Below are 23,286 nucleotides of genomic sequence, written 5' to 3'. Positions count from 1 at the left end.
CCGCCATGGCTTTCGAAGCAATGTTCCAGCCAATTCAAATTGGCAAACTGACCATCCGCAACCGCGTGCTCAGCACCGCGCACGCCGAGGTCTACGCGACCGACGGCGGCATGACCACCGAACGGTACGTCAAATATTACGAAGAGAAAGCCAAGGGCGGCATCGGCCTGGCGATCTGTGGCGGTTCGTCCGTGGTGGCGATCGACAGCCCGCAGCAATGGTGGAGTTCGGTGAACCTGTCCACCGACCGGATCATCCCGCACTTCCAGAATCTCGCCGACGCCATGCACAAGCATGGCGCCAAGATCATGATCCAGATTACCCACATGGGCCGCCGCTCCCGTTGGGACGGTTTCCACTGGCCGACCCTGATGTCGCCGTCGGGCATCCGCGAACCGGTGCACCGCGCTACCTGCAAAACCATCGAGCCGGAAGAAATCTGGCGGGTGATCGGCAACTACGCGCAAGCCGCGCGCCGCGCCAAGGCCGGTGGTCTGGACGGCGTCGAACTGTCGGCGGTGCATCAGCACATGATCGACCAGTTCTGGAGCCCGCGGGTCAACAAGCGGACCGACGAATGGGGCGGCACCTTTGAAGGCCGGATGAAGTTCGGTCTGGAAGTCCTGAAAGCCGTACGCGCCGAAGTCGGTGACGACTTCTGCGTCGGCATGCGCATCTGCGGTGACGAGTTCCACCCGGACGGTCTGTCCCACGAAGACATGAAGCAGATCGCCAAGTATTACGACGACACCGGCATGCTCGATTTCATCGGCGTCGTCGGCTCGGGTTGCGATACCCACAACACCCTGGCCAACGTGATTCCGAACATGAGTTACCCGCCGGAGCCGTTCCTGCACCTGGCGGCCGGGATCAAGGAAGTGGTCAAGGTTCCGGTGCTGCACGCGCAGAACATCAAGGACCCGAATCAGGCCACGCGGATTCTGGAGGGCGGTTACGTCGACATGGTCGGCATGACCCGCGCCCACATCGCTGACCCGCACCTGATCGCCAAGATCAAGATGGGCCAGATCGACCAGATCAAACAGTGCGTCGGCGCCAACTACTGCATCGACCGTCAGTACCAGGGGCTGGACGTGCTGTGCATCCAGAACGCCGCGACTTCCCGCGAATACATGGGCGTGCCGCACATCATCGAAAAATCCACCGGGCCGAGACGCAAGGTGGTGATCGTCGGTGCGGGCCCGGCGGGGATGGAAGCGGCCCGCGTGGCGGCTGAACGTGGCCACGACGTGACCCTGTTCGAGAAGAAAGAATTCATCGGCGGGCAGATCACTACGGCTTCGAAAGCGCCGCAGCGTGACCAGATCGCCGGTATCACCCGCTGGTTCCAGCTGGAGCTGGCACGCCTGAAAGTCGATCTGCGTCTGGGCACTGCTGCCGATGCCGACACCATCATGGACCTGCGTCCGGACATCGTGGTGCTGGCGGTCGGCGGGCATCCATATCTGGAGCAGAACGAACACTGGGGCGCCGCCGAAGGGCTGGTGGTCAGCAGCTGGGACGTGCTCGACGGCAAGGTCGCGCCGGGCAAGAACGTGCTGGTCTACGACACCATCTGCGAGTTCACCGGGATGTCGGTGGCGGACTTCCTCGCCGACAAGGGCAGCCAGGTCGAGATCGTCACCGACGACATCAAGCCGGGCGTGGCCATCGGCGGTACGTCGTTCCCGACCTACTACCGCAGCATGTACCCGAAAGAAGTGATCATGACCGGCGACATGATGCTGGAGAAGGTCTACCGCGAAGGCGACAAGCTGGTCGCCGTGCTGGAGAACGAATACACCGGCGCCAAAGAGGAGCGGGTGGTGGATCAGGTGGTCGTCGAGAACGGCGTGCGCCCGGATGAAGAAATCTACTACGCCCTCAAGGACGGCTCGCGCAACAAGGGCCAGATCGATGTCGAGGCGCTGTTCGCGATCCAGCCGCAACCTTCGTTGAGCAGTAACGGCGACGGTTACTTGCTGTTCCGCATCGGTGACTGCGTGGCGCAGCGTAATACCCACGCTGCGATCTATGACGCCCTGCGGTTGTGCAAAGACTTCTAAAGGTTTGCACATGACCCTGTGGGAGCGAGCTTGCCCGCGAATGCATGCTGTCAGTCACCGCTGCATCGACTGACCCGGCGCTTTCGCGAGCAAGCTCGCTCCCACAGGAACACGCCGAACGTGTTTCTCCAGGCTGTACTGGTGGGAGCTTCACCATGTTGAACACCCTTCTTCCAATCCTGTTGTTCGCAGCCCTGGCCCTTGCGGTGCTGGGGGCGTTGCGGCGGGTGGCCATGTGGCGTCGGGGCCGGGCCTCGAAGGTCGATCTGATCGGCGGCCTGTTCGCCATGCCCAAGCGTTACATGGTCGATCTGCACCACGTGGTGGCGCGGGACAAATACATCGCCAACACCCACATCGCCACGGCGGGCGGTGCGGTGGCGTCGATCGTGCTGGCGATTCTGGTGCACGGTTTCGGCCTGCATAACCGCATTCTTGGCTACGCATTGCTGCTGATGACGGCGGTGATGTTCGTCGGGGCGATCTTCGTTTATCGGCGTCGGCTCAATCCGCCGTCGCGGCTGTCGAAAGGCCCGTGGATGCGCCTGCCGAAAAGCCTGCTGGCGTTCTCGGCCTCGTTCTTCCTGGTGACCTTGCCGGTGGCCGGGATCCTGCCGGAGAACTTCGGCGGCTGGGTGCTGGCAGCGATTCTCGGGATCGGCGTGTTGTGGGGCGTGTCCGAGCTGTTCTTCGGCATGACCTGGGGCGGCCCGATGAAACACGCCTTCGCCGGTGCCCTGCACCTGGCCTGGCACCGTCGCGCCGAGCGCTTTGGCGGCGGTCGTTCTACCGGTTTGAAACCGCTGGACCTGAATGATCCGACTGCACCGCTGGGGGTGGAAAAGCCCAAGGATTTCACCTGGAACCAGTTGCTCGGTTTCGACGCCTGCGTGCAGTGCGGCAAGTGCGAAGCGGCGTGCCCGGCGTTCGCCGCCGGCCAGCCGTTGAACCCGAAAAAACTGATTCAGGATATGGTCGTCGGCCTCGCCGGCGGCACCGATGCCAAGTTCGCCGGCAGCCCGTATCCGGGCAAACCGGTGGGCGAACACAGCGGTAATCCGCATCAACCGATCGTCAACGGTCTGGTCGACGCCGAAACCCTGTGGTCGTGCACCACCTGCCGCGCCTGTGTCGAGGAGTGCCCGATGATGATCGAGCACGTCGATGCCATCGTCGACATGCGCCGGCACCTGACCCTGGAAAAAGGCGCGACCCCGAACAAGGGCGCCGAAGTCCTGGAGAACCTGATTGCCACCGACAACCCTGGCGGTTTCGCCCCGGGCGGTCGGATGAACTGGGCGGCGGACCTGAACCTCAACTTGCTCAGCGAGAAGAAATCCACCGACGTGCTGTTCTGGGTCGGCGATGGCGCCTTCGACATGCGCAACCAGCGTACCTTGCGTGCGTTCGTCAAAGTGCTGAAGGCGGCCAAGGTCGACTTCGCGGTGCTCGGGCTGGAGGAACGCGACAGCGGCGACGTGGCCCGACGTCTGGGTGACGAAGCGACCTTCCAGTTGCTCGCCAAGCGCAACATCCAGACCCTGGCCAAGTACAGCTTCAACCGCATCGTTACCTGCGATCCGCACAGCTTCCATGTGCTGAAAAACGAGTACGGCGCGTTCGATGGCAACTACCTCGTGCAGCACCACAGCACCTACCTGGCGGAAATCATTCAGGCCGGCGCGCTGAATCTCGGTCAGCACAAAGGCAACAGCGTGACCTATCACGATCCGTGCTACCTCGGCCGCTACAACGGCGAGTACGAGGCGCCGCGCGAAGTGCTGCGCGCCCTCGGCATCGAGATCAAGGAAATGCAACGTTCCGGCTTCCGTTCGCGCTGCTGCGGCGGCGGTGGCGGGGCGCCGATCACCGATATTCCGGGCAAACAGCGGATCCCCGACATGCGCATGGAAGACATCCGCGAGACCGGCGCCGAGTTGGTAGCGGTAGGTTGTCCACAGTGCACGGCGATGCTCGAAGGCGTGGTCGAACCGCGTCCGCTGATCAAGGACATCGCCGAGCTGGTGGCCGACGCGCTGCTCGAAGACGCCGCGCCGAACAAGCCTGCCACCCCGGCCAAACGTGAACCTGCGGAGGCCCACTGATGAGCGACATTATCCGCCGCGATCCCCGCGCCGAATGGATTGCGCGCAACCGCCTGCACCCGCTGCACGCGGCCATGCAGCCGGCGCAACACAGCTGGATGGGCCCCAACGGGATCATCCGCAAGAACCTGCACGGCATCGGTTTCATCGGGCCGAACGGCATCAAGCGCATCGACCGCAGTGGCGCCCAGCAGGGCGGGGCGGTCAAACGTTCGGCAGCGGTTGAAGTGCAATTGCCGCTGCATCAGGTGCCGGCCCCGGCGTTCTACATCAGCGTGGTGCCGGACATGGTCGGCGGCCGCTTGAGCAGCCACGACCGCGACCTGCTTGGTCTGGCTCATCAACTGGCCGGCAGCGATGGTGCGGTGCTGGTGGTGGTGTTCGGCGAGCACAAGGAAAACGCTTTCGCCACGGCGGGTGTTGACCGCTTGCTGGTGCTTGAAGGCGAACAGTTCAGCGGTTATGCACCGGAACAACGCATCCAGGGCCTGCGGGCTGTGGATAACCAGTTCAACCCGCGTCACTGGCTGCTGCCGGACAGCCGCAGCGGGGGCGGCGAACTCGGTCGGCGCTTTGCCGCTGCACTGGGCGAGCGCCCGGCGACACGGGTGTGGCAGGTCAAGGATCAGGAGTGCATCGGCCGCGCCGGTGCTGGGCTGCAGGATCTTGCCCGCCCAGTGGCGCGGTTGATTCTGGCGTCCGCCGAATGTGCCGAACCAGTCAGCGAAACCCGTCACGAAGCGTTGCCGGTGGAGTTATCCACACCTGTGGCGCGCAGCCTGTCGCGGATCGAGGATCTGGGCGCCGTAGCGGTGGATCCGTCGGCGATTCCGATGGCCGAGGCCGAGTTCATCTTCTCCGGCGGCAACGGGGTCAAGGACTGGGCGCTTTTCCACCAGACCGCCGCCGCACTCGGCGCCACCGAAGGCGCTTCACGGGTGGCCGTGGACGATGGCTTCATGGCCCGCGACCGTCAGGTCGGCGCGTCCGGCACCTGGGTCACCGCGCGGGTTTACGTGGCCGTGGGGATTTCCGGGGCGATCCAGCACCTGCAAGGCATCGGTGCCTGCGACAAGGTGGTGGCGATCAACCTCGATCCGGGTTGCGACATGATCAAGCGTGCCGACCTGTCGGTAATCGGCGAGAGCGCGGAAATTCTTCAGGCCTTGATCGCGGCGGTAGAGGCTTACCGCAACGAAGCCAAGCGCGATGCGGCTTAAGGAACGGTTATGAGCACAAAGATCATCAGTCTGGTTTCAATCGGCGCCCACCCGACCTCTGGCCGCCCGCGCCGCGCCGACCAGGACGCCCGCGCGGTGGAACTCGGCCTGCAACTGGCGGGGGACAACCTGCAAGTGCTGCACGCCGGCGATATCGCGGAACCGGCGCTGCGCGCCTATCTGGGCATGGGGCTTGCGCAGATGCATGTGCTGGAACAACCGGCTGGCGCCGACGCGCTGCCGGCATTGACCGAGTATCTGCGAGATGCCGGTGCCCAGATGGTGTTGACCGGCAGCCAGGCGGAAACCGGCGAAGGTTCGGGGATGCTGCCGTTCCTGCTGGCCGAAGGGCTGGGCTGGCCGCTGGTGGTGGGGCTGGCGCAGGTCGAATCGATCAATGACGGCTCGGCGCTGGTGCTGCAAGCGTTGCCCCGTGGGCAGCGCCGCCGGCTGAAGGTGCGCCTGCCGTTTCTGGCGACTGTGGATAACGCCGCGCCCAAGCCTCGGCAGAGTGCTTACGGCCCGGCGCGGCGTGGCGTCCTTCAGGCGAAAGACGTGGAAGTGGTGGACGACGAATTGCTTGCGGTGGCGACGCTGCAACCGGCCAAGCCACGGCCGAAACGGTTGAAGGTGATCAAGGCCAAGAGCGGGGCTGACCGGATGAAGGCGGCGACGGCCAAGGCCAGTGGGGGTGGGGGGCAGGTGCTCAAGGGCGTGACGGCGCAGGCTGGTGCGGAAGCGATTTTGAAGTTGCTGATTGAAGAGGGGGTTGTCCGCTAGAAGCCCCCTCACCCTAGCCCTCTCCCAGAGGGAGAGGGGACTGACCGAGGTGTATAGGCCATTTACATCGACCTGCGACCAGAGCGGTGACCTTGGTTCGCCAAGCATCGATCCACCCGCTCGCCTTGATTTGAGAAAACCTGAGGTCGCGATGAGCGTCCATGTCGACGTACCTCTGGAGATCACCACCGTAGGCTCCCTCTCCCTCCGGGAGAGGGCTGGGGTGAGGGCAGCGGTCATAAGTCATCCACTCACTGGAAATTACACACAATCCCTGTTAACCACTCTGTGGATAACATGTTCGCCCCTCTCCGAACCCCATACCAATCAAGCCCTGCAGCCCCCAGATCAAAAAACAACCAGCCTAACTCGCGGTTTTTACGAGCTTTTTCCCCAGAACAACTTGCAGACTTGCCCCCAATCTCTGTTGGCGCTTCTGTGGATAAGATGTTCGCTATCCGCTAAGAGCCATATAAACCGTGGCTTACAAGGATTTGATCAAAAAACGTTCAATTCACCCTTCTTACCCACCAAATTCTACACAAGCCCAGATTTATCAACGCCTCCAGCGCTTTTCCAAAGCACCCGCCAAGTTACCCCCGAACTCTGTTGGCGCTTCTGTGGATAAGGTGTTCGCCATCCTCTGCAAGCCACGTAATCCGTGATCTGCAAGGTTTTGATCAAAAAACACTCAATCGCTCAGGCAAACACTGCTTCTGAATAAGTCACGGTTTTTCTTCACAAAACCTCGATTATTTTTCTACTTCATCCACAGTTGTCCCCATTAGCTGTGGGTGGCTATGTGGATAACTTGTTCGCCAAACCCTGCCACCCCCGGCGGGCTTAGTCCAAAAGGCAATTGATCAGATTTCATACAGTTCTAAGAGGCTGCCTTGACTTCGATCCGGTGCCTGTCTTCACTGCAATGGCACAAGGACAGCCGTCACTTATCCACATCTGGTTCAGGGAGAACGCGTGATGGATACCCAGCCACACCGCCTGGTCCTCAATCCCTGCACGCCCCGCGCTCTGCCGGCACCTTCGCCGCGAAAGCGCACGTTGCGTCGTGCTGCCAATCAGCATGCCCGTCTGTAGCGCCTGATCCTGCCCCAAACCGTTGTACTGCCGTCGGGATTTCCCGGAGGCCAGGTGCCCGTTCGCCCATTGATTGCAGGCAACCGCAGAGTTGCCCCATCTGCCTGAGAGAGGACTCCCCTCATGACACGGATCGCAACGCCCATCAGCGAAATCAAGGAACACTACGACGTGATCGTCATCGGCTCCGGGTACGGCGGCGGCATCGCCGCGTCGCGCCTGTCCCGGGCCGGTAAAAAGGTCTGTCTGCTGGAACGCGGTCGGGAAATCCAGCCCGGCGAATACCCCAACACCATGATCGCCGCGACCGAGGAATTGCAGGTACACGATCCGGACGGCCACATCGGCTCGCGCACCGGGCTGTTCGATCTGCACGTCAACGCGCAGCAGAACGTCGTGGTCGGTTGCGGCCTCGGCGGCACGTCGCTGATCAATGCCAATGTTTCCCTGGAGCCGACCGTTGATGTGTTCCAGGATCCGCGCTGGCCACTGGCGGTGCGCGAGGACCACGACGGTTTGCTCAAGGCGGGTTACGCCAAGGCCCGGGAGATGCTCAAACCCAATCCCTACCCGAGCACCGCGCCGAACCTGCCGAAACTCGATGCCAACAAAAAATCCGCGGACTTCCTCAAGCAAGGCGCGCACTTCTACAAGCCGCCGATCAACGTGACCTTCGACAAACTGCCCAACAACCTCAACCACGTCGGCGTCGAGCAACTGCCGTGCAACCACTGCGGCGACTGCGTTTCGGGCTGTAACAACAAGGCCAAGAACACCACGCTGATGAACTACCTGCCGGACGCCACTAACCACGGCGCGGAGATTTTCTGCCAGGCCCAGGTGCGGCATCTGGAGCGCGACGGCAACGGCTGGATCGTGCACTTCCAGTACCTGGACAGCGGCCGCGAGAAATTCGACGCACCGACCTTGTTCGTGAAGGCCGATATCGTCGTGGTGTCTGCCGGCACCCTCGGCTCCACTGAAATTCTGCTGCGTTCGCGGGACAAAGGCCTGGCGATGTCCGGCCAGCTCGGCGAGAACATGAGCGGCAACGGCGACATCCTCGGCTTCGGCCATAACTGCGAGCAGACCATCAACGGCATCGGTTTCGGCGCGCATTCGGCCAAGGAACTGCAACCGGTCGGCCCGTGCATCACCTCGATCATCGACATGCGCACCGAGGGTGACCGCAGCAGTCGCATGGTCATCGAGGAAGGTTCGATCCCCGGCGCGCTCGGCCGGCCGATGGTGCCGGCGATGGCCGGGTTCGCCGAGATGATCGGCAAGCCCACCGACGACAGCTTCAGCGGCAAAGTGAAGTACAAGGAGCGCGAAGCCGAAAGCTTCCTGCGCGGCCCGTACCACGGCGCGCTGCACAACATGCAGACCTACCTGATCATGAGCCACGACAGCGGCCAGGGGCGCATGGTCCTCGACAGCAAGGACCAACTGCGCATCGACTGGCCGGGCGTCGGCGAGCAGGAAAACTTCAAGATCGGCAACCAACGGCTGTACCAGAGCACCAAGGCCCTGGGCGGGATCTGGGTCGAGAATCCGATCTGGACCAAGCTGCTCAAGCACAGCATCGTCTCGGTGCATCCGCTGGGCGGTTGCGTGATGGGCGAAGACGCCGCGCAAGGCGTGGTCAACCACAAGGGCCAGGTGTTCGGTGGTGCGACCGGCACCGATGTCTACGCCAACCTCTACGTGACCGACGGCGCGGTGATCCCGACGTCACTGGCGGTCAATCCGCTGCTGACCATCTCCGCCGTGAGCGAGCGCAACATGGGCCTGCTGGCGGCCGACCGGGGCTGGACGATCGACTACACGCTGCCGTCGGCGCCGCGCAAACAGACCGCGCCGCCAACCCTCGGCGTGCAGTTCACCGAAACCATGAAAGGCTACTTCTCCCGCGCCTTCACCGCCGCGCAAAGCACCGACCTGAAGGTTTACGAGGCGGCCGCCCAACGCGGCGAGGCGGACAACTCGCCGATCGACTTCACCCTGACCATCACCGCCAACGACCTCAACCGGATGATCAAGGAGCCGGAACACGCCGCGACCATCGTCGGCACGGTGATTGCCCCGGCGCTGTCGCCGGAACCGCTGACCGCGAGCAACGGTGTGTTCAACCTGTTCGAGCAATTCGAGCAACAGGTCGACACGCGCCACATGAAGTACGACATGAAGCTGACCGCCGAGGACGGCAACGACTACTTCTTCAGCGCCTTCAAGACCGTGCCGGAAGACAACGGCGTGCTGAATATCTGGCACGACACCAGCACCCTCTACGTGACCCTGTATCGCGGGCCGGACAAGACGGGCGAGGTGATCGGCTCCGGGGTGATGCACATCAAACCGACCGACTTCGCCAAGCAGATGACCACCATGAAAGTCCTCAATGCGCGCAACGAACGTGAGCGCATCGAAGGGCTGGCGCGGTTCGGCAAGTTCTTCGCCGGGATTCTCTGGGAGAGTTATGGCGGGGTGTTCGCCGGCGACAAATACTTCAACCCCGACGCGCCGCCACGGCTGAAACGGCCGCTGGATGCGCCGACGCCGGCCGTGCATTTCTTCTCTACTGAAGACGGCGTGCAGTTGCGCCTGACCCGCTATCAGGCCGGCAGCAAAGGGCCGGTGATGCTGGTGCATGGTTTGGGTGTGGGCTCCAATATCTTCTCGACCGATACGATCCAGACCAACCTGCTCGAGTTTCTGTGCAAGCACGACTATGACGTGTGGCTGCTGGATTTTCGGGTGAGCATCCTGCTGCCGGCGAGCAAGAAGGAATGGAACGGCGACCAGATCGCCCAGTACGACTTCAAGGCCGCCATTGCGCAGATCCAGCAGGAAACCCAGGCCAAAGACGTGCAGTGCGTGGTGCATTGCTACGGCGCGACCACGTTCTTCATGTCGTTGCTCGCCGGTTTGCAGGGCGTGCGTTCGGTGGTCTGCTCGCAGATTGCCGCCGACACGGTGGTCGCAACGGCAACGGGGTTGAAGGCCGGTCTGCACCTGCCGGGGATGCTCGATGCGATCGGCATCAAGTCGATGACCGCCTACGCCGACAGCAAGGAGAACTGGTTCAACCGACTCTACGACAAGGCGCTCAACGGCTACGCGCGGATCGAAGCCCAGGGCTATTGCACCAATCCGGTGTGCCACCGCATCACCTTCATGTACGCCTCGCTGTATCGCCACGACACCCTCAACGAGACCCTGCACGACAACCTGCACGAGCTGTTCGGCGAGTCGAACATCGAGACCTTCGAGCACCTGGCGCTGATCGTGCGCAAAGGGCATCTGGTGGATTTCAAAGGGCACGACGTGTACATGCCGCACTTTGATCGGCTGACCATGCCGATCTGCTTCATCAGCGGCGCCGACAACCAGTGTTATCTGCCGGAAAGCACGCTCAAGACTTACCAGCGGGTTTGCGAGAAGCATGGGCCGGAACGCTACAGCCGGCATGTGGTGCCGGGTTACGGCCACATCGATTGCATGTTCGGCAAGAACGCGGTGGTCGATGTGTATCCGATCATCCTTGAGCACCTGGAGAAAACAGCCCTCGGTTGATCTCAGACCGAGTCGTCCGCTTCGCGGGCAAGCCCGCTCCCACAGGGTTTTGTGCCAGACACAAAATCAGCAGACACCCCAGTCCAATGTGGGAGCGGGCTTGCTCGCGAAGGCGGTAGGTCAGGCAATACATCTCTCGGGTCTGCACAAGGAAATGGATGACATGGACAGCTACATCCGCTGGTTTCAACGATTCATCTGGCTCGGCATTGCGATGAACATGGTGTTCGCGATCCCGGCGCTGTTCGCGCCGGGGTTGCTGACATCGGTGGTCGGCCTGCCGCCGCAACTCTCCGACCCGTGGCTGGAAAACGCCGGGATGCTGCTGGTGGGCATCAGCGTGTTCTACATGCCGTCGGGTTTCAACGCGCCGCGTTACGTGGTGCATTCCTGGCTGTGTGTGCTGACGCGATTGATCGCGGTGGCGTTCTGGATCTACCTGATCAACACCAGCAGCCAGGGCTCGGTGTTCGTGCCGATGCTGATGGGCGACCTGAGCTTTTTCCTGATCCTCGGCATCCTGCTGTACCTCGGCACCACCCCTGAAAACCGACCGCTGGCGCTGCTGTGTGACGGCTGGCGCGAATGGCGGGCGGCGTGGGCGCGGCAGTGGCAGAGTCACGCGTTCAAGGTCGGCACGCTGGTCGTGCTGGCGTTGCTGGTGTTCATCGGTTACCAGACCTGGTATCAGATGCTGCGCGTGGTGCCGGAGCAGGATTACGCCTCCGACGAGGACCATTACAAATACGCCGCGATTGGCCTGGGCATCGAAGCGCGGATTCCGTATTACCTGTTCTCCGTGCTGCCGCAGATGTGTCCGGAAAAACTGCCGAAACCCGGTGGCTGGGAAGTGTTCGGTTTCCTGTTCGAGAACGGCAAGGACCTGCCGATCGGCATGGCCAGACGGCAGATCGGCTACCCGACCGTCGAGCCGAACTGCGCGCTGTGCCACACCGGTTCCTACCGGGCGAATGCCAGCGATGTCGCGGTGAATGTGCCGAGCGCACCGGCCAACACCTTGCAACTGCAAGCCTTTCAGTGGTTCGCCTACGATTGCGCCAGCGATCCGAAATTCACCACCGACGCGGTGATGGCGGCGATCAACAGCAAGTTCCAGCTCGGCTTTTTCGAGAAGCTTTACAACCGCTACCTGATCATCCCGATGGCCAAGACCGCGCTGCTCAAACAGAAGCAGGCCTACGCCTGGCAGAAGCTGCGGCCGCAACAGGGCCCGGGGCGCACCGACACGTTCAACCCGACGAAAATGGTGGTGTTCGGCTTCCCGGATGACTCGACCATCGGCACCGTCGACCTGCCGCAGGTGTGGAACCAGAAACCCCGGGAATCGATGTACCTGCACTGGGACGGCAATAACAACAAGATCCACGAGCGCAACTACGCCGCCGCGATGGCCGTGGGCGCGACGCCGCAATCGGTTCTGCCACCGAGCTTCAACCGCGTGACCAACTGGCTGCTCGGGCACAAGGCGCCGGCGTGGCCGTGGGCACTGGATCAGGCCAAGGTCGCCCAGGGCAAACCGATCTGGGAAACCAATTGCGCCGGTTGCCACGACTTCGGTCGCGTCGACACCGGGCAGGTCACCACCCACATCGACCAGCTCGGCACCGATCCCCACCGGCTGAACTCGTTCACCACCGGGCTGGTGGCGGCGTTCCACACCTTCAAGAAACCGCCGTTCGATTTCGGCGCCTACCGCAAGACCCAGAGCTACAGCAACACGCCCACCGACGGCATTTGGCTGCGCGCGCCGTACCTGCACAACGGCTCGGTGCCGACCCTGTGGGACTTGCTGCAGCCGCCGGAAAAACGTCCACAGGTATTCATCACCGGCTCCGATGTCTACGACCCGGTCAACGTCGGCTTCGTGACCAGTGGCGCACAGGCCAAAGCCTCGGCGGATTTCACCTACGACACGCGTCTTGAGGGCAACCACAACAGTGGTCACCTGTACGGCACGACGCTGTCGGACGACGACAAGCGTGCGCTGATCGAATTCATGAAAACCCTGTGAACCCCTACGGATAGAGGATTACGCCATGTCAGCGGTCGGTCATCTGAAACACGAATACGACAAGGTCAAGGTGCGCCTGCACGGGTTGTTCACGCGCATCGAAATGGCCTGGATGAAACTTATCAGCGAACTCGAACCCAAGGAATTCGAGGCCATCATCAAATTGCTCCAGCGTGGTCACGATCAGGCGCAGTACGTACTCAAGCACGGCGAGTTGCCGACCGACGAGCCGGCCGTGCCGTGGGAGTTGGCCCACGGTTTGTCGATCCTGCGCATCGGCAACGCGACGCCGCTGCCGCAATCGCCCGATCAACTGCAGACCAAAGTGCTCAAGGACGGCACGCTGCTGGGCTGTCGCAAATGGGAGCTGCTGGATCTGCTGTGGAGCGAGGCGTTGCTCAAGTGGATCGAGAACCTGCGCCATCACGCGACCTTCGGCACCGATCCGGCGCTGGTGACCATGGAGCGCGAAGTGACCCTGGCGATTGCCGGCGACTGGGGCACCGGGCCGTTCAACAGCCATGCGCCGGCGGTGTCGGTGGCCAAGCAGATGCAACTGGCCAACGCTGACTTCACCATTCACCTGGGGGATGTTTATTACGCCGGTACTCACTCCCAGGAGGACACCGACATGGCGGGCTGGCCGATGGGCACCCACGGCTCGTTCACCCTCAACTCCAACCATGAGATGTACAGCGGCGCCCACGGTTACTTCAAGGAACTGGCCGCGCGTTTTCCGGGGCAGCAGGGCACCAGCTACTTTGCCCTGATCAACGACGACTGGCTGATTGTCGGGCTGGACACCGCGTACGCCTCGGACGTCATGAACCTGTACATGGACGGCACCCTGAACGAACCGCAAATCGCCTGGATGAAGAGCTTGCCCAAACGCAAGAAACTGATGGTGCTCAGTCATCATCAGGGCTTCGACATCACCGGGCACAACAAGACCGCGCTGTATCAGCCGGTGTGCGATGCACTGGGGCGCGAGCCGGATTATTGGTACTGGGGGCATCTGCACAACGGCATCGTCTATGCGCCGCAGGGTGGACTGCATGCGCGCTGTGCCGGGCACGGGGCGATTCCTTACGGCACCACCAGCGAACTGAACGGGCATTCGCGGGTGCTGTTTTCGGAGACCAAGGATGCGAACGATCCGGACTATCCGCTGCGGGTGATGAATGGCTACGCGAAGATCAGGTTGGTGGGGGAGGAGATTTTCGAGGAGTTTATCGGGGAGGATGGATCGGTGAGGTGGTCATCCCAGTGATGTGATGAGAGTGATGACGCCATCGCTAGCAGGCTAGCTCCCACACTGGATCTCCGGTGCACAGAAATCCCCTGTGGGAGCCAGCCTGCTGGCGATGCTTTTGCTTTTAGCCTTGGACAGGCACGCCTTTGAGGTACGGCGCAGGCTCGGCGCCGAGGTTGCTCAGCATCCGCTCGCTGTACCAGTCCACGAAGTTGACCACGCCGAACTCATAGGTCTTGGAGTACGGACCCGGCTGGTAGGCGGTGGAGTTGATCCCGCGCTGGTTTTCCTCGGCTAGGCGACGGTCCTGGTCGTTGGTCGCGTCCCACACTTTGCGCATGCGCTCGACGTCGTAATCCACGCCTTCCACAGCATCCTTGTGGACGATCCACTTGGTGGTGACCATGGTTTCCTGGGCGCTGATCGGCCACACGGTGAACACGATGATGTGGTCGCCCATGCAGTGGTTCCATGAGTGCGGCAGGTGCAGGATGCGCATCGAGCCCAGGTCCGGGTTCTTGATCCGGCCCATCAGTTTGGCGCAGCCCTGTTTGCCGTCCATGGTCATCGACACGGTGCCCTTGAGCAGCGGCATGCGCACGATGCGGTTGCGCAGGCCGAAACTGGCGTGGGCGTAAGGGATCTTCTCGGCTTCCCAGGCAGCGGCGGAGGCGGCGACGTGATCCTTGAACGCCTGATCGGCACGCGGGTCGGTGACGTCGTCCCATTCCAGCAGGGTTTTCAACAGTTCCGGGTGAGAACCGCTGCAGTGGTAGCACTCGCGGTTGTTTTCCAGCACCAGTTTCCAGTTGGCCTTTTCCATCAAGGTGGTTTGCACCGCCACCTTGGTGTTTTCCATGTCGTAGGGTTCCATGTAGTGGTTCAGGGTCGACAGGAAGTCATCGATGGCCGGCGGGTTCTCCGCCAGGCTGATGAAGATGTAGCCGCCGGCAGTCTTCACGTTCACCGGTTTCAGACCGTACTGCTTCATGTCGAAGTCGGCGCCCATCTCGGTGCCGGCGAACAGCAGACGGCCGTCCAGCTCATACGTCCACTGGTGGTAGTGGCAGACCAGTTTGGCGACCTTGCCCTTGTCGCTGGTGCACAGGCGCGAGCCACGGTGACGGCAGACGTTGTGGAACGCGTGCACCACGCCTTCGGCACCGCGAATGACGATGATCGGGTTCTTGCCGATCTGCAGGGTCATGTAGTTGCCCTTGGCCGGGATCTCGCAGGTCATGCCGGCGATCAACCACTCTTTCTGGAAGATCTCCTGCATGTCGATATCGAACAGGCGCTCGTCACTGTAGAACGGTTGCGGCAGCGAATAGGTGCGCTCGCGTTCCTGCAACATTTGTGCGGTGGCCTTGCGTGCGGGTTCCAGCAGGTCGCCGAGGCTGATTTTTGCGGTGTCCATCGATGAATTCCTCAAGGCCATCTGCGTGGCCGCGAAAGTGGCTGATCAGGGTTGCAGCGCAAGGTGTAAAGAATCTGTTTGTGTTGGGGCGAGTGTGGGGCCGGCGCAGGCGAGAACCTTATCCATGGGCGACATGGTGCAATCTGTTCCCGACGCGCAACCCCCGGTGGTTGGGGGCTGGTTGCGATAAGTATGTCAATGTCGCGGATAGGTAAACGGGGCGTGCGCGCTATACGCAGAATCGCCACATGAAGGCCGACAGTCGGCCGTGGAGAACAGCATGTCGAACAGCTTCCTGAATCCGGTCACCACCCAGACCTGGGCCAATGGCCGACACATCGTCCGTTGCGTCAAAGTCATCCAGGAAACCTGGGACGTGCGCACCTTCTGCTTCATGGCCGACCAGCCGATCCTGTTCTTCTTCAAGCCCGGGCAGTTCGTCACCCTGGAGCTGGAGATCGAAGGCCAGCCGATCATGCGTTCGTACACCATCTCCAGCTCGCCGTCGGTGCCGTACAGCTTTTCGGTGACCATCAAGCGCGTGCCGGGGGGCAAAGTCTCCAACTGGTTGCACGACACCCTGCATGAAGGCCAGGAGCTGGCGGTGCACGGGCCGGTCGGGCTGTTCAACGCCATCGATTTCCCGAGCCCGAAAGTGCTCTACCTGAGCGGTGGTGTCGGCATCACCCCAGTGATGTCCATGGCGCGCTGGTTCTACGACACCAACGGCAACGTCGACATGACGTTCATCCACAGCGCCCGCTCGCCGAAAGACATCATTTACCACCGCGAGCTGGAACACATGGCGTCGCGAATCGACAACTTCAGCCTGCACCTGATCTGCGAGAAGCACGGGCTGGGCGAGCCGTGGGCCGGCTATCGCGGCTACCTCAACCACAAGATGCTGGAACTGATGGTGCCGGACTTCCTCGAGCGCGAAGTGTTCTGCTGCGGCCCGACGCCCTACATGAACGCGGTCAAGCGCCTGCTGGAAAACGCAGGCTACGACATGAAGCGCTATCACGAGGAGTCCTTCGGCGCCACGCCACCGGAAGCCCGCGCCGATGCAGTTGAACAGGCCGAGCAGGCGGCGGAAGCACCGGAAGTCCCGGCGGCGGATCTGCACCTGGTGGAATTCACCTCTTCGGACAAGAGCATCCGCGTGGCCCCGGGCGAGACCGTGCATGCGGCGGCGGCCAAGGTCGGCCTGATGATTCCGAAAGCCTGCGGCATGGGGATCTGCGGGACGTGCAAGGTACTCAAGCTGGGCGGCGAAGTGGAGATGGATCACAACGGCGGGATCACCGAGGACGACGAGGCGGAGGGGTACATTCTTTCCTGCTGCAGTGTGCCGAAGGGGGATGTGCGGATCGAATATTGATCGGCGGTGGGGCGGCCCCTTGCGCCAGGCTCACCCCTCACCCCAGCCCTCTCCCCAGGGAGAGGGAGCTGACCGAGGTGTTTTGCGCTATACATCGACCTGATTAAGCGTGGCGATTATGGATTCGGCAAAGCACATTCAGGCCGGCGTAATTTAGGAGCATCCCCCGTTCAGTTCCCTCTCCCTTTGGGGAGAGGGCTAGGGTGAGGGGAGGGGCTCACAGACACACTGATCAATCCACAAACAAATCCGTCATCAGCTTCGCATCGCTCCCCGGCTCAAAGCGGTAATGATCAAACCCGGTCACGCCGCTTTCGCGCAAAATCTCCTCATCAATCAACAACCGCCCGGTAATCCGCCGTCCGCTGCTGCTCAAAATCACATGCGCCGCATCCGCCATGATCGCCGGCGTACGCGCATGCTTGAACGACTCGCGATTGCCCAGCTGAAACTCGATCGCCGCCGTGGCGATCATGGTCTGCGGCCATAGCGAATTGACGCTGATCCCGTAGTGGGCGAATTCCTCGCTCATCCCGACCGTCAGCATGCTCATGCCGTACTTGGTCACGGTGTAGGGGCTGTATTGCGCGAACCATTTGCTGGCCAGGTTCAGCGGCGGTGAAAGGTTGAGAATGTGTCCGGAGGACTTCTTCAAATAGGGCAGGGCCGCCTGGCTGCACAGCAATACCGCGCGGGTGTTGATCTGATGCATCAGGTCGAAACGCTTGAGTTCGATGTGCTGCACACCGGTCAGTTTGATCGCCCCGGCGTTGTTCACCAGCGCATCAATCCCACCGAAATGTTCATTGGCCTGGGCCAGCGCCTGACGCACCGCGTCTTCATCACGCACATCCAGTTGCAGCGCCAGGGCCTTGCCGCCGGCCGCTTCGACTTCAGCGGCGACGCTGTGGATGGTGCCGGGCAACTTGGCGTGGGGTTCGGCGCTCTTGGCCGCGATCACGATATTGGCCCCGTCCCGCGCCGCCCGCAGCGCAATTTCGCGCCCGATGCCACGACTGGCGCCAGTGATGAACAGGGTTTTGCCTTGCAGTGACATGCGTACGCTCCTGATAGGTGTGATCCGAGCGGATCGAAAGGGCTCGCCAGTCAATGTAGACCAAGTCTTTGGCGCGAATGATCGCCGTTAACGCCCAGCAGGGATTGCTGGATTGATTCGAGCTGAATTTATGGAGGGGTACTTGCTTGCTATGACGGAAGAGCCGTTCTACTGAAAGTTAAACTATAAAGTTAGTTGGAATAGATGGCATGACTGCTGCGTGCTGCGAATTTTCATGCCATCGTTAATTGCATTGATATTTTGAAATGCAGAGTTGTAAATTATTATTGAGGTTCTACGGTAATAGTGAATCTGGGTTGCTCGCCATCTTCTACGATAAGTGTTTTATAAGCTACTGAACGGGGTTTGCCATCAAATCTGAGTATGTCGCCGGTGTTTAAATAGGCAATGGCGTCGGTAACGGATAGCTCGAATAAAATTTCGCCGTTTTTTTCGAGAATTGTTACTTTATCGTTCATCTCTGTTTTCCTTCTTCGTAAATTAAGAACTGCTTCTTTGTTGCTGCCTTTAAATCTAGCAAGTTTAATTTGCGAAAGGACCTGTCATTTCTGTCAGCTTGTGCTTTTGTTCTAATTGTGAATTTGAGTTTTTTAACGGAGATGGGGGGTATTAAATCATTGAAATACTTCACGATCTGTTTGGATCATGAAGTATTTCCAGAGGGGCTGCTTATGTTCGATAGGTGTGAAAAACATCAGCGTTATAAAAATAAATCACATCAACTCATCACCTGCCGAATGTCCGCCGCCAGTTCGCGTACGCGTTCTTCTTCGGTGTCCCACGAGCACATGAAGCGGGCGCCGCCCTTGCCGATGAAGGTGTAGAAGCGCCAGCCGCGCGCGGTCAGGGCGGCGATGGCCGGTTCCGAGAGTTGCAGGAACACGCCGTTGGCCTGGACCGGGAACATCAGTTCCACGCCCGGAATGTCGCTGACCAGTTCGGCCAACAGTTGCGCACAGTGGTTGGCGTGGCGGGCGTATTTGAGCCAGGCGTCGTTTTCCAGGATGCCGACCCACGGCGCCGACAGGAAGCGCATCTTCGAAGCCAGTTGCCCGGCCTGTTTGCAACGGTAATCGAAGTCTTCGGCCAGTTTGTGGTTGAAGAACAGGATGGCTTCACCCACCGCCATGCCGTTTTTCGTGCCGCCGAAGCACAGCACGTCGACGCCGGCCTTCCAGGTCAGGTCCGCGGGCGAGCAGCCGAGGAACGCGCAGGCGTTGGAGAAGCGCGCCCCGTCCATGTGCAGGTTCAGGCCCAGTTCCTTGCAGGTGTCGCTGATGGCGCGGACTTCTTCGGGGGTGTAGACGCTGCCGACTTCGGTGGCCTGGGTCAGGGTCACGACGCGCGGTTTCGGGTAGTGAATGTCCTGGCGCTTGAGCGCGACTTCGCGGATCGAGGCCGGAGTGATCTTGCCGTTTTCGGTGCCGGCGATCAGCAGTTTCGAGCCGTTGGAGAAGAACTCCGGTGCGCCGCATTCGTCGGTTTCGACGTGGGCGGTTTCCGAGCAGATCACGCTGTGGTAACTCTGGCACAGCGACGACAGCGCGAGGGAGTTGGCGGCGGTGCCGTTGAAGGCGAAGAACACTTCGCAGTCGGTCTCGAACAGCTTGCGGAAATAATCGGAGGCGCGTGCTGTCCACTCATCGTCGCCATAGGCGCGCTGGTGGCCGTGGTTGGCCTGTTCCATGGCAGCCCAGGCTTCGGGGCAGATACCGGAGTAGTTGTCGCTGGCGAATTGTTGGCTCTTGTCGGTCATGGCCGGCTTCCGTGATCGAGGCGCTTGTGGCGCTTCGTGGGGTCAATGATGGTGCGCACTGTACCGAAGATCATCCGGGGAGCACACGGGATGTCGCTGTCAGAACTTTACAAGGATGCGAGCCGATTATGCACCTGAGCCGGCGCGACGGCGCACTCGATCTGCTCAAGTGGCTGGCGCTGCTGAGCATGCTGCTCGATCACCTGCGATATGTCGGAATCAGCGCCGACTGGCTGTATGTGCCGGGACGGCTGGCGTTCCCCTGGTTCTGTCTGGCGATGGCGGCGAACCTGGCGCGGGACGGCGCGCGCAAGACTGAATGGCGCTATCTGGGCTGGTTGCTGCTGTTCAGTCTGTTCAGCGAGATTCCCTACCGTTTGTACATTCCCGATCCCGACACTTTGAATGTGATGCCCACTTTGGCGCTGGGCTTGCTGGTGGCGCGGGGTTGGCAGGATCGAACGGCGATTTCGCAACTGTTGGGCGTCAGCGCCTTGCTGGTGGCCGCGTTGTTCGCGCAGGTACTGATGTTCGGTCTGTTCGGCGTCCTGCTGCCGCTGGCGATGTTGCTGGTGTTTCGCAAACCCTGGTATTTCAGCCTTTTGCCGGGGCTGGTGTGTCTGGCGGCGAATCAGTGGCAGGTACTCTACGAATCCGCGCAGTTCGGCAACCGTGTGGCTGTCCTCGGTATTGCGACATGCCTGATTGCGCCACTGCTCGGAATGTTCCTGTTGCGACATGCCACTTTCCTCCGTGCGCCAGCCCTGCGTCGCTGGGCGTATGCGCTCTATCCCGCGCATTTCCTCGTTCTTCTGGCCTTGCGCCAGGCCCTTGTTTGATCTCACCGCGCCCGCCATGTCGTAAACGCACCTTTGCGTGGCGTCCGTAGGCATTTGACCTCCCTGCGCCGGCCATACCATCGGCATCAAAGGGCACTGCCGTCATTACCAGTGCCTTACCGAGACGAATGGCGCACAGATGCCGCTGGGAGAGACGCGATGTTCAGCAAGCAAGACCGGATCCAGGGTTACGACGATGCACTGCTGGCGGCGATGAATGCCGAGGAGCAACGTCAGGAAGATCACATCGAGCTGATCGCGTCGGAGAACTACACCAGCAAACGCGTCATGGAAGCGCAAGGCAGCGGCCTGACCAACAAGTACGCCGAAGGTTATCCGGGCAAGCGCTACTACGGTGGCTGCGAGCACGTTGACAAGGTTGAGGCCCTGGCCATCGAGCGCGCCAAGCAACTGTTCGGTGCCGATTACGCCAACGTCCAGCCGCACTCCGGCTCCTCGGCCAACAGCGCCGTGTATCTGGCGCTGCTGCAGGCGGGCGACACCATTCTGGGCATGAGCCTGGCCCACGGCGGTCACTTGACCCACGGCGCCAAGGTCTCGTCCTCGGGCAAGCTGTACAACGCCGTGCAGTACGGCATCGACACCAAGACCGGCCTGATCGATTACGACGAAGTCGAGCGTCTGGCCGTCGAGTGCAAACCGAAAATGATCGTCGCCGGTTTCTCGGCCTACTCGAAAACCCTCGACTTCCCGCGCTTCCGTCAGATCGCCGACAAGGTCGGTGCGCTGTTGTTCGTCGACATGGCCCACGTCGCCGGTCTGGTGGCTGCCGGTCTGTACCCGAACCCGCTGCCGTACGCCGACGTGGTCACCACCACCACCCACAAGACCCTGCGCGGTCCCCGTGGCGGCCTGATCCTGGCCAAGGCCAACGAAGAGATCGAGAAAAAGCTCAACGCCGCAGTATTCCCCGGCGCCCAGGGCGGCCCGCTGATGCACGTCATCGCCGGTAAAGCCGTGTGTTTCAAGGAAGCGCTGGAGCCTGGCTTCAAGGCCTATCAGCAACAAGTGATCGACAACGCCCAGGCGATGGCGAGCGTATTTATCAAACGTGGCTACGATGTAGTGTCCGGCGGCACCGACAACCACCTGTTCCTGGTCAGCCTGATCCGTCAGGGCCTCACCGGTAAGGACGCGGATGCTGCCCTCGGTCGCGCGCACATCACCGTCAACAAGAACGCCGTACCGAACGACCCGCAGTCGCCGTTCGTCACTTCCGGCCTGCGCATCGGCACCCCGGCGGTGACCACCCGCGGCTTCAAGGTGACCCAGTGCGTGACGCTGGCCGGCTGGATCTGCGACATCCTCGACAACCTCGGCGATGCCGATGTCGAGGCCAACGTCGCCCAGCAGGTTTCGGCCCTGTGCGCTGACTTCCCGGTTTATCGCTGAGCGTTCTGGAGTACATGACTATGCAACGCTATTCGGGCTTCGGCCTCTTCAAGCACTCCCTCAGCCACCACGAAAACTGGCAGCGCATGTGGCGCACGCCGACCCCGAAAAAGGTCTACGACGTGGTCATCGTCGGCGGCGGCGGGCACGGTCTGGCGACGGCCTACTATCTGGCCAAAGAACATGGCATCACCAACGTGGCCGTGGTCGAGAAGGGCTGGCTGGGCGGCGGTAACACCGCGCGCAACACCACCATCGTTCGCTCCAACTACCTGTGGGACGAGTCGGCGCACCTGTACGAACACGCGATGAAACTGTGGGAAGGCCTGTCTCAGGACCTGAACTACAACGTGATGTTCTCCCAGCGCGGCGTCTACAACCTGTGCCACACCCTGCAGGACATCCGTGATTCCGAGCGTCGGGTCAGCGCCAACCGCCTCAACGGCGTCGACGGCGAACTGCTCAACGCCAAGCAAGTGGCGGACGAGATCCCGTACCTCGATTGCTCGAAAAACACCCGCTACCCGGTGATGGGCGCGACCGTTCAGCGTCGCGGCGGCGTGGCCCGTCACGATGCCGTGGCGTGGGGCTTTGCCCGTGCCGCCGACGCTCTGGGCGTGGACTTGATCCAGCAGACCGAAGTGATCGGTTTCCGCAAGGAAAACGGCGTGTGCATCGGTGTTGAAACCAACAAGGGCTTCATCGGCGCCAAACGCGTCGGTGTGGTGACCGCCGGTAACTCCGGGCACATGGCCAAGCTTGCCGGTTTCCGTCTGCCGATCGAATCCCACCCGCTGCAAGCGCTGGTGTCCGAGCCGATCAAACCGATTATCGACAGCGTGATCATGTCCAACGCCGTGCACGGTTACATCAGCCAGTCCGACAAGGGCGACCTGGTGATCGGCGCCGGCATCGACGGCTACAACGGCTACGGCCAGCGCGGCTCGTACCCGGTGATCGAGCACACCATCCAGGCCATCGTCGAGATGTTCCCGGTGCTGTCGCGGGTGCGCATGAACCGTCAGTGGGGCGGCATCGTCGACACCACGCCGGACGCCTGCCCGATCATTTCGAAAACCCCGGTCCCGAACATGTTCTTCAACTGCGGTTGGGGCACCGGTGGCTTCAAGGCGACACCTGGCTCGGGCAACGTGTTTGCCGCGAGTCTGGCCAAGGGTGAAATGCACCCGCTGGCCGCACCTTTCTCCATCGACCGTTTCCACAACGGTGCGTTGATCGACGAACACGGCGCTGCGGCTGTCGCCCACTAACAGGA

Annotated in this window: 15 protein-coding genes; 11 read left to right on the top strand and 4 right to left on the bottom strand. The window is 61.5% G+C overall.

Annotation, left to right across the window (positions count from 1 at the left end; genetic code table 11):
- Positions 1–5: 5 nt before the first annotated feature.
- The 7 genes from dgcA (at position 6) to C6Y56_RS26445 (ending at position 14,144) form a co-directional block, all read left to right on the top strand.
- Positions 6–2,066 carry a dimethylglycine demethylation protein DgcA gene (gene dgcA / locus C6Y56_RS26475; RefSeq protein WP_169432229.1) on the top strand — a complete coding sequence of 687 codons (2,061 nt, stop codon included), beginning with the start codon at positions 6–8 and terminating at the stop codon, positions 2,064–2,066.
- A 155-nt stretch (positions 2,067–2,221) separates the two neighbouring features.
- Positions 2,222–4,171: a dimethylglycine demethylation protein DgcB gene (gene dgcB, locus C6Y56_RS26470; RefSeq protein WP_169432228.1), complete on the top strand. Its 1,950-nt coding sequence runs from the start codon at positions 2,222–2,224 to the stop codon at positions 4,169–4,171.
- Positions 4,171–5,391 (top strand): electron transfer flavoprotein subunit alpha/FixB family protein, encoded by a 1,221-nt coding sequence (locus C6Y56_RS26465; protein WP_169432227.1) that lies wholly within the window; start codon positions 4,171–4,173, stop codon positions 5,389–5,391. The genes dgcB and C6Y56_RS26465 overlap by 1 nt, the downstream gene beginning before the upstream one ends.
- 9 nt (positions 5,392–5,400) lie before the next feature.
- On the top strand, positions 5,401–6,171 hold the full coding sequence (locus tag C6Y56_RS26460) for an electron transfer flavoprotein subunit beta (protein WP_169432226.1): 771 nt from the start codon (positions 5,401–5,403) through the stop codon (positions 6,169–6,171).
- A 1,218-nt stretch (positions 6,172–7,389) separates the two neighbouring features.
- Positions 7,390–10,842 (top strand): GMC oxidoreductase, encoded by a 3,453-nt coding sequence (locus C6Y56_RS26455; RefSeq protein ID WP_169432225.1) that lies wholly within the window; start codon positions 7,390–7,392, stop codon positions 10,840–10,842.
- A gap of 163 nt (positions 10,843–11,005) precedes the next feature.
- A complete protein-coding gene (locus tag C6Y56_RS26450; protein ID WP_169432224.1) occupies positions 11,006–12,874 on the top strand; it encodes a hypothetical protein in 1,869 nt (622 codons plus the stop codon).
- A 25-nt stretch (positions 12,875–12,899) separates the two neighbouring features.
- The gene (locus C6Y56_RS26445) at positions 12,900–14,144 is read left to right on the top strand and encodes a metallophosphoesterase family protein (RefSeq protein WP_169432223.1); all 1,245 of its coding nucleotides are present in this window, start codon (positions 12,900–12,902) and stop codon (positions 14,142–14,144) included.
- 106 nt (positions 14,145–14,250) lie between these two features.
- Here C6Y56_RS26445 and gbcA read toward each other — a convergent pair whose 3' ends face one another.
- Complete coding sequence (gbcA, locus tag C6Y56_RS26440; RefSeq protein WP_169432222.1) at positions 14,251–15,543, bottom strand: glycine-betaine demethylase subunit GbcA; 1,293 nt, start codon at positions 15,541–15,543, stop codon at positions 14,251–14,253.
- Between the two features lie 280 nt (positions 15,544–15,823).
- Between gbcA and gbcB the strand changes: the two genes are divergently transcribed.
- Positions 15,824–16,924 carry a glycine-betaine demethylase subunit GbcB gene (gbcB, locus tag C6Y56_RS26435; protein ID WP_169432221.1) on the top strand — a complete coding sequence of 367 codons (1,101 nt, stop codon included), beginning with the start codon at positions 15,824–15,826 and terminating at the stop codon, positions 16,922–16,924.
- A gap of 232 nt (positions 16,925–17,156) precedes the next feature.
- Here gbcB and C6Y56_RS26430 read toward each other — a convergent pair whose 3' ends face one another.
- The 3 genes from C6Y56_RS26430 to C6Y56_RS26420 all read right to left on the bottom strand — a co-directional run bounded on the left by C6Y56_RS26430 (position 17,157) and on the right by C6Y56_RS26420 (position 19,758).
- The gene (locus C6Y56_RS26430; protein WP_169432220.1) at positions 17,157–17,981 is read right to left on the bottom strand and encodes an SDR family oxidoreductase; all 825 of its coding nucleotides are present in this window, start codon (positions 17,979–17,981) and stop codon (positions 17,157–17,159) included.
- A 284-nt stretch (positions 17,982–18,265) separates the two neighbouring features.
- Complete coding sequence (locus C6Y56_RS26425; protein ID WP_169432219.1) at positions 18,266–18,460, bottom strand: hypothetical protein; 195 nt, start codon at positions 18,458–18,460, stop codon at positions 18,266–18,268.
- A gap of 260 nt (positions 18,461–18,720) precedes the next feature.
- Positions 18,721–19,758 carry a low specificity L-threonine aldolase gene (locus C6Y56_RS26420; protein ID WP_169432218.1) on the bottom strand — a complete coding sequence of 346 codons (1,038 nt, stop codon included), beginning with the start codon at positions 19,756–19,758 and terminating at the stop codon, positions 18,721–18,723.
- A 128-nt stretch (positions 19,759–19,886) separates the two neighbouring features.
- Here C6Y56_RS26420 and C6Y56_RS26415 point away from each other — a divergent pair, with 128 nt between their 5' ends.
- The 3 genes from C6Y56_RS26415 to C6Y56_RS26405 all read left to right on the top strand — a co-directional run bounded on the left by C6Y56_RS26415 (position 19,887) and on the right by C6Y56_RS26405 (position 23,281).
- A complete protein-coding gene (locus C6Y56_RS26415; protein ID WP_169432217.1) occupies positions 19,887–20,597 on the top strand; it encodes a TraX family protein in 711 nt (236 codons plus the stop codon).
- Positions 20,598–20,756: 159 nt separating this feature from the next.
- The gene (gene glyA / locus C6Y56_RS26410) at positions 20,757–22,010 is read left to right on the top strand and encodes a serine hydroxymethyltransferase (RefSeq protein WP_169432216.1); all 1,254 of its coding nucleotides are present in this window, start codon (positions 20,757–20,759) and stop codon (positions 22,008–22,010) included.
- Positions 22,011–22,030: 20 nt separating this feature from the next.
- The gene (locus tag C6Y56_RS26405; protein WP_003206307.1) at positions 22,031–23,281 is read left to right on the top strand and encodes a sarcosine oxidase subunit beta; all 1,251 of its coding nucleotides are present in this window, start codon (positions 22,031–22,033) and stop codon (positions 23,279–23,281) included.
- Positions 23,282–23,286 lie beyond the last annotated feature (5 nt).

The organism is Pseudomonas fluorescens, assembly GCF_012974785.1.
Lineage (GTDB): Bacteria > Pseudomonadota > Gammaproteobacteria > Pseudomonadales > Pseudomonadaceae > Aquipseudomonas > Aquipseudomonas fluorescens_BT.
Note: the sequence above shows the minus strand (reverse complement) of the source record. Positions and strands in the feature narration are given on the sequence as shown.

Bases quoted from the DNA above. Each gene is read 5' to 3' on its own strand.
- dgcA (WP_169432229.1), top strand. From the start codon at position 6: ATGGCTTTCGAAGCAATGTTCCAGCCAATTCAAATTGGCAAACTGACC.
- dgcB (WP_169432228.1), top strand. From the start codon at position 2,222: ATGTTGAACACCCTTCTTCCAATCCTGTTGTTCGCAGCCCTGGCCCTT.
- C6Y56_RS26465 (WP_169432227.1), top strand. From the start codon at position 4,171: ATGAGCGACATTATCCGCCGCGATCCCCGCGCCGAATGGATTGCGCGC.
- C6Y56_RS26460 (WP_169432226.1), top strand. From the start codon at position 5,401: ATGAGCACAAAGATCATCAGTCTGGTTTCAATCGGCGCCCACCCGACC.
- C6Y56_RS26455 (WP_169432225.1), top strand. From the start codon at position 7,390: ATGACACGGATCGCAACGCCCATCAGCGAAATCAAGGAACACTACGAC.
- C6Y56_RS26450 (WP_169432224.1), top strand. From the start codon at position 11,006: ATGGACAGCTACATCCGCTGGTTTCAACGATTCATCTGGCTCGGCATT.
- C6Y56_RS26445 (WP_169432223.1), top strand. From the start codon at position 12,900: ATGTCAGCGGTCGGTCATCTGAAACACGAATACGACAAGGTCAAGGTG.
- gbcA (WP_169432222.1), bottom strand. From the start codon at position 15,543: ATGGACACCGCAAAAATCAGCCTCGGCGACCTGCTGGAACCCGCACGC.
- gbcB (WP_169432221.1), top strand. From the start codon at position 15,824: ATGTCGAACAGCTTCCTGAATCCGGTCACCACCCAGACCTGGGCCAAT.
- C6Y56_RS26430 (WP_169432220.1), bottom strand. From the start codon at position 17,981: ATGTCACTGCAAGGCAAAACCCTGTTCATCACTGGCGCCAGTCGTGGC.
- C6Y56_RS26425 (WP_169432219.1), bottom strand. From the start codon at position 18,460: ATGAACGATAAAGTAACAATTCTCGAAAAAAACGGCGAAATTTTATTC.
- C6Y56_RS26420 (WP_169432218.1), bottom strand. From the start codon at position 19,758: ATGACCGACAAGAGCCAACAATTCGCCAGCGACAACTACTCCGGTATC.
- C6Y56_RS26415 (WP_169432217.1), top strand. From the start codon at position 19,887: ATGCACCTGAGCCGGCGCGACGGCGCACTCGATCTGCTCAAGTGGCTG.
- glyA (WP_169432216.1), top strand. From the start codon at position 20,757: ATGTTCAGCAAGCAAGACCGGATCCAGGGTTACGACGATGCACTGCTG.
- C6Y56_RS26405 (WP_003206307.1), top strand. From the start codon at position 22,031: ATGCAACGCTATTCGGGCTTCGGCCTCTTCAAGCACTCCCTCAGCCAC.